Raw genomic sequence first — 13105 nt, 5'->3', positions numbered from 1 at the left:
TGTTCATCCTTTGCCTGTCGTCAGTGCACGGAAGTCGGACTTGCGGAATAGCCTGGTGCGCAACCAGTATTCGATTGTGCTGGCCGGCCACAGGGTGTCGATTCGACCGTCAGCGGATTGATACCAGCTGTCGCAGCCACCCGATGCCCATACAGTTCGGCGCATGCGTTCTTGGGTGGCGGCGTAGCTGCCTGTCTGGACGGTGCGATCGAGTTCGAGGGCAGAGATACTTTTTCGGCGCATGTACTGCACTGCCGAAGCGATGTATCTGGCTTGTGCTTCGATCATGAAGATGATCGAGTTGTGACCGAGACCGGTATTCGGGCCGTTGAGGAACCACAGGTTCGGGAACGCGGCGGATGCAAGCCCGAGCTTTGTTGCGGCGCCCTCGCGCCAACTGTCGGAGAGTTCGACTCCTTCGCGGCCGAATACTTTCATCGGTGCCAGGAAGCTGGTTGCCTGGAATCCGGTCGCGAAGATCAGGGTGTCGACTTCGTGTTCCGCTCCCTCTGAGTCAATGATCGAATGCGGGCGGATCTCGGAAACCCCCGAGGTGTTCAAGTGCACATTTTCCCGTTGCAGCGCGGGGTACCAGTCGTCGGATATCAAGCGACGTTTACAGCCGGGATCGTAATCTGGGGTGACCTTCTGCCTCAATTCCGAATCCGGCACTTGCTGTTGAAGATTGGCGAGCGCCTGGGATCGGTACTGTTCGACGAGTTTGCGATTTCCGAGGAAGGCGCTGGCGAGCTTTTCGAATGCCCAGTAGGTCCGCCATCGCAGCCACCGTTGACGATAAGGACGCCGTGAGAATCTTTCGCGGGTGGCGGGCGACAGCGCGGCATCACCACGTGGCATGACCCAGTTGGGTGATCGCTGAAACACATGCAGGGTCTCGGTGTGCGGGGCGATTTCGGGGACGAACTGGATCGCACTGGCGCCGGAACCTATCACCGCGACACGCCTTCCCGACATGTCGAGGTCATGTCGCCACTTGGCGGAGTGGAATGCGGCACCCTCGAATGATTCCAGTCCGGGTAGCTGCGGGATGTACGGATTACTCAAGCCCCCTGAGCCGTTGACGACAACGGCCGCCGTCACTGATTCGCCGGATGCGAACTGGATGTTCCACCGGAGCCGGTCCTCGTCGAACCGCATTTCGGAGACCTCGACACCGAAGCGAATGTGCGGCAGCAAATCATACTGCGCAGCAACAGATCTGAGATAGTCGAGCAGTTCCGACCATGGCGGGAAGATACGGGTCCAGTTCGGGTTCTGAGCGAAGGAGTAGGAATACAACACGCTGGGCACATCGCAGGCTGCCCCTGGGTATGTGTTGTCGCGCCAGGTTCCGCCGACATCGTCGGCGCGTTCGTACAGGACGAAGTCGTCGATGCCCTTCTTCTTCAGTTCGATCGCCATGCACAGCCCGGAAAACCCGGTTCCGATGATCGCGATGTGGCCGTCGTTGACCCGTGATGACATGTGCTGTGCCTTTGTTCAGAGATGGATCCACGTCGACTTCGTCGACGTGAATTTGTCGAGTGCATGGATGCTCTTGTCCACACTGTGGCCTGAGAGTTTGCGACCGCCGAAGGGGACGGAGAGATCCCCTTCCTCGTAGCAGTTCACCCAGACAAGACCTGCGTCGATTTCGCGCGTGAGCCGGTGGGCTCGTGTGAGATTCGACGTCCACACCCCCGCTCCGAGACCGAACGGTGTGGCGTTAGCCAACCTGACGGCGTCAGCGTCGTCAGTGAAACGGGTGACTGCGAGGATCGGTCCGAAAACTTCTTCGATGAACAGGCGGTGCTCGGCCTGAACATCGGTGAACACGATCGGATCCAGGTACGCCCCCGAACCTGCTCGTTCCTGCAGCGAACCGTGGGCGAGCGTTGCGCCTTCTGTGTGAGCAGTTCTCGCGTGTTCGAGGACGTCCGCGCGATGCGCCCGACTCGCGACGGGCCCGATGTGGGTATCGGGATCGAAAGGGTCACCGACAGTGCAGCGCTTGATTTCCGAAACCACCTCGGCGACGAATTGATCCGCGATCGTTTCCTCGACCAACAAGCGAGCACCTGCAGTGCACATCTGTCCGGCGTTGAAGGTAATTGCCCACGCCACGGTGCGCGCTGCAACGGCGAGGTCCGGAGCATCGGCGAATACCAACTGTGGGCTCTTGCCGCCGAGTTCGAGATGAACGGGTTTCGCATTCGACTCACCCGCGTAGATCAGCAGCTGTTTGCCGACATCCGGTGATCCGGTGAAGGTGAGACAGTCGACGCCGTTGTGGCGAGCAAGGGCAGCTCCGGCCTGTCCACCGCTACCTGTGACAACTTGCAGCACGCCGTCGGGAAGTCCTGCAGCCGAACCCAGCTGAGCCAAGCGAAGCAAGGACAACGGTGACTGTGTAGCGGGCTTGATGACCATGCTGTTGCCTGCAAGCAACGCAGGGGCGATCTTCCAACTACTGAGAGTGAGTGGGAAGTTCCATGGGGTGATCGCCGCGACCACCCCCACCGGCTCACGGCTCACCAACGCGACCGCATCGATCAGGCCGCGTGGCGACTCGTCGTAGAGTTTGTCAGCCAGTTCTCCATACCAGCGGAAGGTGTTCTCGACGGCGCGCAGCTCGATATCACGTGCCACCTGGATCGGCTTACCCATCTCGAGTGTGATGAGCGCAGCGAGTTCGTCGCGGTGCTCGTAGACGAGCTCTGCCCACCGCTGCAGTACCGCACCACGCTCGTGCGCACTGATCCTCGCCCACCGGCCATCGAGAAACGCCGCACGAGCACCTTCGACGGCTCTGTCGACGTCGGCGTGAGTGGCCAGCGGGACGCTGGTTACGACGGTGTCGTTATGCGGGGACAAGACATAGTGGCGCTCACTCCCGTCACCGTTGAACCATTGACCGTTCAGCCACATAGCCGATGGTGCTTCGATTGACGTCGCGAATCGTGTCCATTCCTCGCGGGTGTTCATGTGCGTTCCGTTTCCGAGTAGAGGGTCGGCATTTTTTCCGTTTCTGGGAGGAGCGGCTTGCCGGCATGAATCGGTGGGACGCGGCCTGCCCATGGGACGGCTTCCTCGAGTTGCGCGGCCACGGCAAGCAACAGATCGTCACGGCCGGGAGCTGCGGCGAGCTGCACTCCGATCGGCAGTCCGTCACACATTCCTGTGGGGATGGAGATAGCCGGTTGGCCCGTGACGTTGTAGATGGCAGTAAAGGGCGAGTACTTCGCCAAGGTGTCCACCCACTCGCCGGCGGTGATACCCCGCCGGTTGGAGTCGAGTTCGCCGACGTGCCAGGCGGTCGTCGGTGTGGTGGGCGTGAGAGTGAGGTCGAAGAATTCGAAGAAGCTCGCCGTGCCACGGGTCAGGTGATTCTGGTAGCGGCGGGCGCGGGCGATGTCCGCCCATTCCACGGTGAATCCGTGACGAACCATGGCGGCAGTCGAGCTCTCCAGCGAGGAGTACATGTCCTCGATGGCGCGTACTCCGGTCAGTGCGCGCATGGACTCTGCGATCGACGCAGACCAGAAAGTGAGATTGAGATCCCGAAACAGTTCGGGGTCAACATCTGGTGCCGCATTCTCGACGTGGCCGCCGAACTGTTCGAGCAAGCGCGCGATGCGCATCACCTCGGCTGTCACGGCGGGGTCCGCAGCGTGACGACTGCCAGGTGATTCGGTCGACACAGCGATCCGGAGGCCTTTCGGTCGCCGGCCGACTGCTCGGCTGTAGTGGCCGGGGCTTCGACGCGGCTGAAAGTACCGGTCCCCCGGTGCGCTGCCGTGCACTACGTCCATCAACGCGGCGGCGTCGCGAACTGTCCGGGTGACCGCGAACTCAGTCGTGAGGCCGAAGAGCGGTTCATCCGAATCCGGGCCGGGTGGAACGAGCCCGCGGGTCGGTTTGAGTCCCACCACCCCGCACAGTGCGGCAGGGATTCTTATGGATCCGCCGGCGTCGTTGGCGTGCGCCCACGGCAAGGCCCCGGCGGCAACGAGCGCCGCGGAGCCACCGCTGGATCCACCGGCGACCCGCTGTGGGTTCCAGGGGTTGCGGGTAGGACCGTTCACTGCCGATTCCGTCGTTGCGCTGAATCCGAATTCTGGTGTGGCAGTGCGACAGGTCACGGACAGTCCGGCAGCGCGCCACCTAGCCATCAGATCGGAGTCACGTGTGGCGATATAGCCTGCGGTTGCTGCGCTACCGTTCTCGTTCGCTATCCCCGCCGCAGTGCACAGGAGATCTTTGAGCGCGAACGGAACTCCGCTGAAAGGACCGGATGTGGAATACGTCGGTGGTGGGTCGAGTGGAGGACCGACGGTGGCACCGAGGTGCGTGTCGACGTGGGAGATTGCAGCTAGTGCGGCTTCGCGCACTTCAGCAGGGGTTACTTCTTTCCGGTCGAGTCGACATTTCAGATCCGTGGCGTCCATGTCCGAGTATTCATGCAACTCCATCGAGCACTTCCTTTCGCGCGAGAGCGACCTGGACCAACCATGCGAAGACGGGGTCCTTCCGGCGCCATTCCGGATGCCATTGGACGCCGACGATCGGTCTCCCGCGCATCTCCACCGCTTCGACGACACCGTCCGGAGCCCACCCGCTGGGAGTGAGGCCCGTGCCGAGCCGGTCCACTGCTTGGTGGTGCAAGGAGTTGACCTCTACGTGTGCGCCGTATATCTCGAACACCGTCGAATCAGTGGCGATCCGTACGGGGTGGGTCTCCTCGGCTATGCCCAGTCCTGGTGACTTGTGGTTGATGTCTATGGTCGGAAGATCAGGCACGAGCGTGCCTCCCAATGCCACATTCAGCATCTGCATCCCGCGACAGACACCCAGCAGTGGAGTACCGAGTTCTACTGCACCCGATATTAATTCGATCTCATACGCATCTCGACGCGGGTCACTGTCCGGGTCGGTGGGCGCGGCGTCGATACCCAGTGTTTCGGGGTGAACATCCTGCCCACCAGAGATGACTATTCCGTCGAGCCGCTCAATCAGGTCGATTCCGCTTGCCTCATAGGGAATTTGGACGACCAGGGCGCCTTCGGACGACAGCCGGGTGGGAAAATCGGAGTAGTGCATGTCGAACTCGAGATGGCGGTACCGAGGTTCGACGGCCAGGCGTTCCGCGCTCGAGCGCCGACCGGTCACTCCGATCAATGGGCGACGCGCACGCTCAGGCGAATTCGACGACGACACGATTCACCCCTCCTTCACGAAGCGCTGCGATTCCTGTGTTGATCTCGCCGAAGGGGACTCGCAACGAGATCATCTCGTCGAGTTCGAGTCGGCCCTGGACGTACAGCTCGGCCAATCGCGGAATATCGGTCGGGAATTGGTTCGACCCGAGGAGGGAGCCTTGCAATCGCTTCTCCTGGAAAAACAATTCCGACGCTGTGATCCGCAGCGGCTCGTCATCAGGAACCATGCCGAGGACCGTGGCCACTCCGCCGGGAGCGAGCATCGAGAATGCCTGCTCGACAGTGACTCTGCGGCCGATCGCCTCGAATGAGTAGTCCACCCCACCCGGACACAACGCGCGTACGGCGTCGACTGGTTCGATCTCAGCCGCGTTCACTGACGCAGTCGCCCCGACTCGAAGAGCCTGATCGATACTTCGCTGGTCCACATCGATCGCGATGATCCGGGCCGCGCCGGCTAGCCGGGCGCCCTGAATTACCGAAAGCCCCACGCCTCCACAACCGATGACGGCAACCGACGACCCTGGTTCGATGCGAGCACTGTGCCAGACCGCCCCGACGCCAGTGATGGTGGCGCACCCGAGCAAACTCGCGCGATCGAGAGGTACCGAATCGTCGACGCGGACGACGCTGTTCTCGTGCACGAGCATCTGTTCGGCGAATCCACCGATGCCACCCATTCGTCCCACTGCGCGCCCGGCCTTGGTCGTCAACGCCGGCTGGGGCCGCGAGCGGAGGCGGGAATGATTGGAGCAGAGGGTGAGTCGACCTGCAATGCAGTATCGGCATCGGCCACAAAAAGCTGTCATGCACGTCACGACGTGGTCGCCAGGCGCTACAGCCGTGACGTCTGACCCAACCGATTCGACGATGCCCGATGCCTCGTGACCGAGCACCTCCGGAAGTTCTGTTCGCCAGAGCGCGTCCACGTAGTGCAGATCGGTATGACACAGCCCGACGGCTGCTGTACGTATGCGAACTTCTCGAGGTCCGGCCACGTCGATGTCGAGTTCTTCGAACTCGAGCCGACCAGGGGCAGCGTTCAGTATTGCTGCTTTCATCTTCAGACCTGTCCTCGTTGTCAGACGTGCTCGAAGTAGCGTTCGAGCTCCCAGTCGGAGACTCCTGCGGCCGGGTCTCCCCCAGTGGTGAAGAACTGCAACCATTCCCACCGGCGCGTGCCGATCCAGTACTCCACCAGCTCTCGCCCCAAAACCTCCGTCAGGTTTACATCGCCACTCAATTCCGCGATCGCTCGAGAGAGGCTGGCTGGCAACTTCGGGGTTCCCGGCGGCAATCCCCAGGCCATGACGGTGCATTCGAGGCCAGGATCGCTGTGATCGCGCAGACCGATCAGACCGCCGGCAAGGAACGATGCCATCGACAGATAGATGTTCACGTCCGCCGACGGGACGCGATACTCGACACGAGAGAGCTTCTCGGTCGTGCAGACGGCTCGAACGGCCGCACTCTTGTTGTCAACACCCCACGTGACGGTGGTGGGAGGTCCGTCGAATTCTGCGATTCTGCGGTATGAGTTCACTGTCGGATACTGGAAAGAACTGGCCGCCGCCATTGTGTCGAGGACGCCACCGATGAAGTTCCGCATCGTCTCCGACGGGCGCGAGGGCTCAACTTCATCGAAGAAGGCGTTCCGTCCGTCCTGTTGAAGCGAAAGGTTGATGTGAGCGCCCTGCCCGAACTGGTCCGGCGACCACCGAGCCATGAAGGTGATGGTGCGACCGTGCTCGTAGGCGACTTCCCGCATGATCTGCTTCGTTCGTACGTACCAGTCCGCTGCGGTGAGAATGTCGGTCGGTGGGAGATTTACTTCGATTTGGCCATGCGCGGACTCGTCTGCCCAGCCTTCCCAAGGGATTCCGGCCCGTTCGATGCGGTCAGCTATTGCGTCCATGAGCGTCGTGTAGTCCCGTGATCTGCTCAACAGGTAGATCGCGCCCTGGGTACCGCCGAGTGGATGCAGGTTCGTGAAACGCTGTTCGCGGGCCTGCTCGATCGACTCTTCGAACACCGTGGCCTCGATCTCCACGGCCGCCTTACCTGTAAATCCAAGCTCGGCAAGCTCTTTGACCACACGTGCGAGCGTGGATCGCGAACACACCGGAAGCGGTGCCCCGTGTTGATCGACCAGATCACACATCACCGTGGCGAGACCTGGTAGTGATGCGTCGGTTGACAGAGTCGTAAGGTCGGGACGAAGGAAGACGTCGTGCATCTCACCGCGCCAATCACCGAAATCGAATCCGAGCTGAGCGGTGTTCCCGAGATCGACTGCGAGGGCGATATCAGCGAATCCCCAGCCCGATTGCGCTCCGGACTCAAACTTTTTGGGTGACAGATGTTTTCCGACCAAGGCACCATCCAACGTCACGGTTTGTGCGCGAATCGTGCGAACGGAATTGTTGCCGATCCATTCACCGAGGTTCGTCGTGTCAGACATGGAGGACCGCCTTCATTGATGCTCCCGCGACGACCGACAATTGTCGGTTCGTGCCTTTGATGTAGAACTTCCCTGCGCGCAGGGAATAGACGAACAACTCGAAACCCGCTAGCAGTCGACGTAGATCCATCTCGAGCCCGTGAATTTCATACGCATCCGTTGTCGGCCCCACGTGCACGGCTGCGCCCGTGTCGAGAGCAGCCAATGACAATCCGGGCATTCCAGGCAGGCCCGAAGCTTTCTCCCAGAATTCACACGCTGCGATGTCCAGCGTCGGTGGCTCTGGTTCGATAAGAGGGGTTAACGCGGCAACATTCGCAGTGCCCGCCAGGGGCTCGTCCTCGGATATCGCCAGTTCGTCGACGCTGATTCCGACAACAGGAACTGTCAACCCCTCGGGGCTACTGACGTGCACGCCGGTTGCTGTTCGAGTCAATCGCGCGCTTTGCGGATCACTGGTCGACTGCAGGTCGACCTCGGGGGGCATTGCCTCGAGAGCTTTCCTGCCTGAGTCGGAATCGAGAGCAACGCGCAGGCGGGTCACGACAGCTCGTACCAACGGGGGTGGGTCGAACTCCATCGTGACGGCGACGTCGGGCGCACACCGGGTATGGGATTCATCGGGTCGCGGTGGATCTGTATCCACCCGCTCTCGGATGTCGGTCATGGGGTGGTCCCTCCAGTTTCGGGGCATGGGGCAAGCGATTTGGTTGCGCGTCAGAGAGGCGCGGTTTTGTGCGATGTCGCAGCTCTCGCCCTGGTGTGATCTGCCAAGCGCTATAGTCGAGCAATGAAGTCAGTCACATGACTAACTCATGTGACTGAGATTATGGCGGATCGGAGCTAGCGTCAATAGGCAAACTGCAAGAGATCCCGAAGAGCGGCAACGACGCACCCGGAACGCACCGGGCAGATATAAGGAACGACCAGGGTGTCACGCACGCTGAGTGACATCGATACGCTCGACCCCTGGAGGCCCACGACAACGAGAAGGTGAACGGTAAAGCGAATGGCGTATCTGACAGCATCCGAGCGGCGGACTGCGATCGTCAAGGCCGCCGCCCGAGTCATCATTCGCGACGGACTGGCCGCGGCGACCACCCGCCGCATCGCCGACGAAGCCGGAGTCAACCTCGCTGCGTTGCACTACAGTTTCGACGGCAAAGGAGAGATCTATACCGCCGTGGACGACATGTTTCGTGCCACCACGGTGGGATCACGCCTGGTACCGACAACTGGCTGGACACGTCAAGAGATCATCCGTTCATTGCTCGAACGCTTCCAAGATCTTCTCCACACCGATCGAGACGTCCCGATCGCCCAATACGAGCTTCTGCTGTGGGCGCTGCGCAATCCGGACAAGGCCGAACTCGCCAGAGCCAGCTACACGACGTACATATCCGCCTTCGCCGATGAGCTTCGGCACGCAACCGACATCGCCGGCAGCGACGCCACACTGCTCGCCCGCTACACGATCGGCGCAATCGACGGAATCTACATGCAAAATCTCGCAACTGGCGCGACCGGAGTGAGCGCACCCGAACTCGACGCCATCTCGTCCGCAATCGTCGGCATCATCGATTCGATCCACCCGCCCCGCTAGAGTTTTCCCGTTTCCCACCCGGCGTTGCAATCGACAGCGCCGGGCCACAGTCGTGCCCGTAATCATCCGAATCCCGCAGCTGCATCCAAGGAATTTTCCGGAACTCATTGACGAACAGCAAGGGTGAAGCTAATCTCAGTCGATCGACTCAGTCATGTGACTGACATCACCATCTCCTGAGGGCTATCCCGATCCTCACACGCGCGATCGCGGCCGATCCCGGCATATAGCCCCTGCCCGCACTCGACAGTGCACAAATTCAAGGACGCACATATGAATCACTCGCCGAATAATGCTGTAGCACAGACTAATACGGATTCCACCAACCTTGAATCCGGCCATCTCAGCCGCCTTCAACTGACCTCGCTGGCCATCTCGTCAATGATCCCTGCCGTCGGCATGGCGTCGTTTCCAATGCTGCTGGTACTCAACGCAGGACTCGGTGGTTGGGTCGCTGCTCTGCTCGCAGCGCTGACAGTCATCTGCGTCGGCAGAGCAGTAACCGTCTTCGCTAGCCGGTATGTCGCCTCCGGATCGCTCTACTCCTACGCCGGCGAAGTATTCGGGCGATGGGCACAGTCACTGATCGCAGCCTCGTTGTTCCTCGGGTATCTGGCGATGGTCGCAAGCATTTTGCTGGTCATCGGCGCGTACAGCGGTAGCTTTCTGCAATCTATCGGCATCGACGGCGGCCTCGATCGCCCTGCACAAATCGCGATCTACCTCGCCTCCGCAGCAATTGTCGCGGCGATCACCTGTCGCGGCCTAGATGTTTCGATCGTAATCGCGGTCCTACTCACCGCGATTTGTCTTCCAATGTTGCTGGCCATTACCGGGGCGAGTGCGATTCACACTGGTCTACATCTGCAGGAACAACTGACTCTTCAGGGCGCGTCCGTCAGCGGGATCGTGGCCGGCATCGCATCCGGAACTGCGTTCCTGGTCGGTTTCGAGGGGAGCGCGGCCCTGGCCGCGGAGACCCGCGACCCGAAGAAGAATGTGCCGGCCGCCGTGATGCGTGTTCCCATCGTGCTTGGAACCTTGTACGTGATCGCAACCTTCCTACAGGCACCAGGAATCACGGAGACATCCGACCAAATCCTTTCCGGCACATCATCCCCCGCCGCCCTGGCCGAGAATGCGGGCTTACCGACCGCAATGGGACAAATGACGGACCTCGTTGTCGCCGTAGCGACCTTCGCCGCACTGATCGGATTCGTCAACTACGGATCCCGCTTCGTCGCCACTCTGTCAGCCGAAAAGCTTCTACCACAAAGGTTCACACGCATACACTCCCGATTTCACAGCCCTGTTTCCGCAATCCTGCTGATCATTCTCGGTGGCCTCTTCGGCATTTGCACTTTGGTGATCGGCGTCACGGGCCCACTTCCTTCCATCTATAACGCAGTGTCAACTCTGGTCGTCTATTTCTGGGTGAGCCCATACGTCGTCATCAGCATAGGCGCCGTGATGCTCCTCTTCCGCGAGCGCGCAGCCACCGCCGTGACAATCGCAGCACTGATCGCCGGTGCCGTCGCAACCTCATGGATCTATCTCAACGGAATCTTCTTCCCCGCACCGTCTCCAGTCAGTGCCATGTCCTACGTTGCGCTCGCAACCATCACGCCGGCCACTATCGCCTTTTACCTGATGGGGCGTCGAAGCCACGCTGACGCCTCCCAGCCGCCACCTCACCTGAACTCGGAACGAGCGACGGCCCGAGAGCAGTAGACGAACCTCAAATTCAAGCCACCAAACCGGCTTCCCCGTCGCGAGGCACGGGCCCACCGGTGCATGAAGACCACGCCGCCTAACCTGCACTGGAACTAAAAGCGGAAGCGCCGTCGGCGCCAATTTGCTCGAGTTGGATCAGTGGGCCAAAGACATGGTCCTTGAAGCCGTCGCTACGTCGCGTACGCGTCATCCTTCGGGCGCAACCCTTCGGCTACTACGCGTGCGCGGCAGCCAACAACGCTGTGGCGCATGGAATGCCCTTCGACCATGCACTCACTGACGGAGACCTTCGGATTGATACTGAGCGTTCCGGATTCCTGATCAACACCGAATTCGGAGTCCTCGGTATCAGTCCGACATCAGGACCCACATACTCGAACACCGGCCGACCTGGGCGGAAATACACACTATGCCCAGGCCTGCTGCCAGCCCTGGAATCCTGGGTCATGACTGACGCCGACGGCCATGATCCAATGTCGAGGCGTTCGACGCGGCTGATTCCGTACGCGGCAAAAGAATCGCAGGCATGTTCTCAACCGCTCAATATCGGAACGCCCTTTCTGGGAACTCGTGTTCGGGGTCATCGGCTCGCGAATGCTCGAGCGCGGTGCCCACGCCCGACATGCGAACATTCGCATACTCGACTTTGACAATCATTTACATTAAGCAGTAGATCTATAGCCATGCACCTCAACACCCGCATGTCGCGGCGCCTCACCCTTGCCACATCAGTTGGCCTCTCACTCGCCCTCGTCACGGGCTGCTCGTCCGACAACAAGGACTCGGCCCCGTCGGAGACCACCACGACAACCGCGTCCGCACCCACCGAACAAGCCTCGGCAACACCGCGTCTCGCAGTCTCCTACGACGGTGGCGTCCTGGTGCTGGATGCAACTTCGCTCGACGTGGTCGGCGAGACCAAGATCGACGGCTTCACGCGACTCAACCCGGCCGGCGACGGTCGCCACGTCATGATCTCGTCGGGTGAGGCGTTCAAGGTGCTCGACACCGGCACGTGGTCTTCGGCTCACGGTGATCATTCTCATTACTACACAGCCGATCCCGCGATGTCCGAGGTCGAGTTTGCAGCCAACGAACCCGGACACGTTGTACGCCATGCCGGAAAAACCGTTCTCTTCAACGACGGCTCGGGACTCGTCGAGATCTTCGATCCGGCGCAGTTGGCAAAACGCCAACCCCGCGTCGAGACGTACACCACGCCAGAACCCCATCACGGCGTTGCGGTCGCACTTGCCGACGGCAGCCTGTTGACGACCATCGGAAATTCGGAGTCCCGCAACGGCATTGCCATCCTCGATGCCGACCGCAAGGAAATCCTGCGCAACGAACAGTGCCCCGGTGTCCACGGCGAAGCAGTCGCTGCCGGCGAAGCCATCGTGCTGGGCTGCCAGGACGGGTTGCTCGTGTACAAGAACGGAGCGATCACCAAGGTCCAGAGTCCGGATGCATACGGCCGCATCGGAAATCAGGCAGGCTCGGAGGAGTCGGACATCGTGCTGGGTGATTACAAGACCGACAAGGACGCCGAACTCGAACGTCCGCAACGGGTCTCGCTGACCAACACGACGACGTCCGAACTCAAGCTCGTCGACCTCGGCACCAGCTACACCTTCCGCTCACTCGGCCGCGGACCACACGGAGAGGCACTGGTGCTCGGCACCGACGGCGCCATCCACGTCATCGACCCGAACACCGGCGTCGTCACCAAGAAGATCGCCGTCATAGACGCATGGACCGAGCCCACCAAATGGCAAGAGCCCAGGCCCGCGCTCTTCGTAGAAGATCACACCGCTTACGTCACCGACCCAGCGTCGAAGAAGCTGATCGCAGTCGACCTCGAGGACGGCAGCATCCTGACCGAGACCACTCTCGATCACGCCCCCAACGAATTGACCGGTGTCACCGGCTGATTCAGATCCTCACCTCAGGCCCCCATCTCACACCGAGATGAGGGCCTGAGCCGTTCTCGTGCTTCGCCTACTGACCAGGGAATCTCATACCCAGGCAATCCCCGAGGTGCTACGACGCGCACCTCAGAGAATCGAAGCCGTTGTCGCCAGCTCTGCT

At 60.9% G+C, this 13105-nt stretch carries 10 protein-coding genes; 3 read left to right on the top strand and 7 right to left on the bottom strand.

The window, feature by feature from the left end:
• Positions 1-3: 3 nt before the first annotated feature.
• Genes V3587_RS00075 through V3587_RS00045 form a run of 7 tightly spaced genes read right to left on the bottom strand, consistent with a single transcriptional unit; the run spans position 4 to position 8347 of the window.
• Positions 4-1485, bottom strand: coding sequence for a flavin-containing monooxygenase (locus V3587_RS00075; protein ID WP_283375984.1), 1482 nt, complete (start codon positions 1483-1485; stop codon positions 4-6).
• A 15-nt stretch (positions 1486-1500) separates the two neighbouring features.
• Positions 1501-2985, bottom strand: a complete 1485-nt coding sequence (locus V3587_RS00070; RefSeq protein WP_030536461.1) for an aldehyde dehydrogenase family protein — start codon at positions 2983-2985, stop codon at positions 1501-1503.
• The gene (locus tag V3587_RS00065; protein WP_064688363.1) at positions 2982-4472 is read right to left on the bottom strand and encodes an amidase; all 1491 of its coding nucleotides are present in this window, start codon (positions 4470-4472) and stop codon (positions 2982-2984) included. The genes V3587_RS00070 and V3587_RS00065 overlap by 4 nt, the downstream gene beginning before the upstream one ends.
• Complete coding sequence (locus V3587_RS00060) at positions 4459-5217, bottom strand: gamma-glutamyl-gamma-aminobutyrate hydrolase family protein (protein ID WP_283375983.1); 759 nt, start codon at positions 5215-5217, stop codon at positions 4459-4461. The genes V3587_RS00065 and V3587_RS00060 overlap by 14 nt, the downstream gene beginning before the upstream one ends.
• Positions 5195-6280 (bottom strand): Zn-dependent alcohol dehydrogenase, encoded by a 1086-nt coding sequence (locus V3587_RS00055; RefSeq protein WP_019745639.1) that lies wholly within the window; start codon positions 6278-6280, stop codon positions 5195-5197. Before V3587_RS00055 ends, V3587_RS00060 begins: the two co-directional genes overlap by 23 nt.
• A 20-nt stretch (positions 6281-6300) precedes the next feature.
• Positions 6301-7680, bottom strand: coding sequence for a glutamine synthetase family protein (locus V3587_RS00050; protein WP_019745640.1), 1380 nt, complete (start codon positions 7678-7680; stop codon positions 6301-6303).
• Entirely contained in the window at positions 7673-8347 is a 675-nt protein-coding gene (locus V3587_RS00045; protein WP_283375982.1) for a hypothetical protein, read from the bottom strand. The genes V3587_RS00050 and V3587_RS00045 overlap by 8 nt, the downstream gene beginning before the upstream one ends.
• A gap of 342 nt (positions 8348-8689) precedes the next feature.
• On the opposite strand from V3587_RS00045, the gene V3587_RS00040 reads away from it, so the two are divergent.
• The 3 genes from V3587_RS00040 to aztD all read left to right on the top strand — a co-directional run bounded on the left by V3587_RS00040 (position 8690) and on the right by aztD (position 12948).
• A complete protein-coding gene (locus tag V3587_RS00040; RefSeq protein WP_165638380.1) occupies positions 8690-9283 on the top strand; it encodes a TetR/AcrR family transcriptional regulator in 594 nt (197 codons plus the stop codon).
• A 273-nt stretch (positions 9284-9556) separates the two neighbouring features.
• On the top strand, positions 9557-11014 hold the full coding sequence (locus V3587_RS00035; protein ID WP_283375981.1) for an APC family permease: 1458 nt from the start codon (positions 9557-9559) through the stop codon (positions 11012-11014).
• A gap of 686 nt (positions 11015-11700) precedes the next feature.
• Positions 11701-12948, top strand: a complete 1248-nt coding sequence (aztD, locus tag V3587_RS00030) for a zinc metallochaperone AztD (RefSeq protein WP_037126444.1) — start codon at positions 11701-11703, stop codon at positions 12946-12948.
• Positions 12949-13105 lie beyond the last annotated feature (157 nt).

Origin of the sequence: Rhodococcus sp. IEGM 1306, assembly GCF_036541985.1 — a bacterium.
Classification (GTDB): Bacteria; Actinomycetota; Actinomycetes; order Mycobacteriales; family Mycobacteriaceae; genus Rhodococcus_F; species Rhodococcus_F qingshengii.
This window is presented reverse-complemented; position numbering and strand designations above follow the sequence as displayed.

Bases quoted from the DNA above. Each gene is read 5' to 3' on its own strand.
- V3587_RS00075 (WP_283375984.1), bottom strand. From the start codon at position 1,485: ATGTCATCACGGGTCAACGACGGCCACATCGCGATCATCGGAACCGGG.
- V3587_RS00070 (WP_030536461.1), bottom strand. From the start codon at position 2,985: ATGAACACCCGCGAGGAATGGACACGATTCGCGACGTCAATCGAAGCA.
- V3587_RS00065 (WP_064688363.1), bottom strand. From the start codon at position 4,472: ATGGAGTTGCATGAATACTCGGACATGGACGCCACGGATCTGAAATGT.
- V3587_RS00055 (WP_019745639.1), bottom strand. From the start codon at position 6,280: ATGAAAGCAGCAATACTGAACGCTGCCCCTGGTCGGCTCGAGTTCGAA.
- V3587_RS00050 (WP_019745640.1), bottom strand. From the start codon at position 7,680: ATGTCTGACACGACGAACCTCGGTGAATGGATCGGCAACAATTCCGTT.
- V3587_RS00045 (WP_283375982.1), bottom strand. From the start codon at position 8,347: ATGACCGACATCCGAGAGCGGGTGGATACAGATCCACCGCGACCCGAT.
- V3587_RS00040 (WP_165638380.1), top strand. From the start codon at position 8,690: ATGGCGTATCTGACAGCATCCGAGCGGCGGACTGCGATCGTCAAGGCC.
- V3587_RS00035 (WP_283375981.1), top strand. From the start codon at position 9,557: ATGAATCACTCGCCGAATAATGCTGTAGCACAGACTAATACGGATTCC.
- aztD (WP_037126444.1), top strand. From the start codon at position 11,701: ATGCACCTCAACACCCGCATGTCGCGGCGCCTCACCCTTGCCACATCA.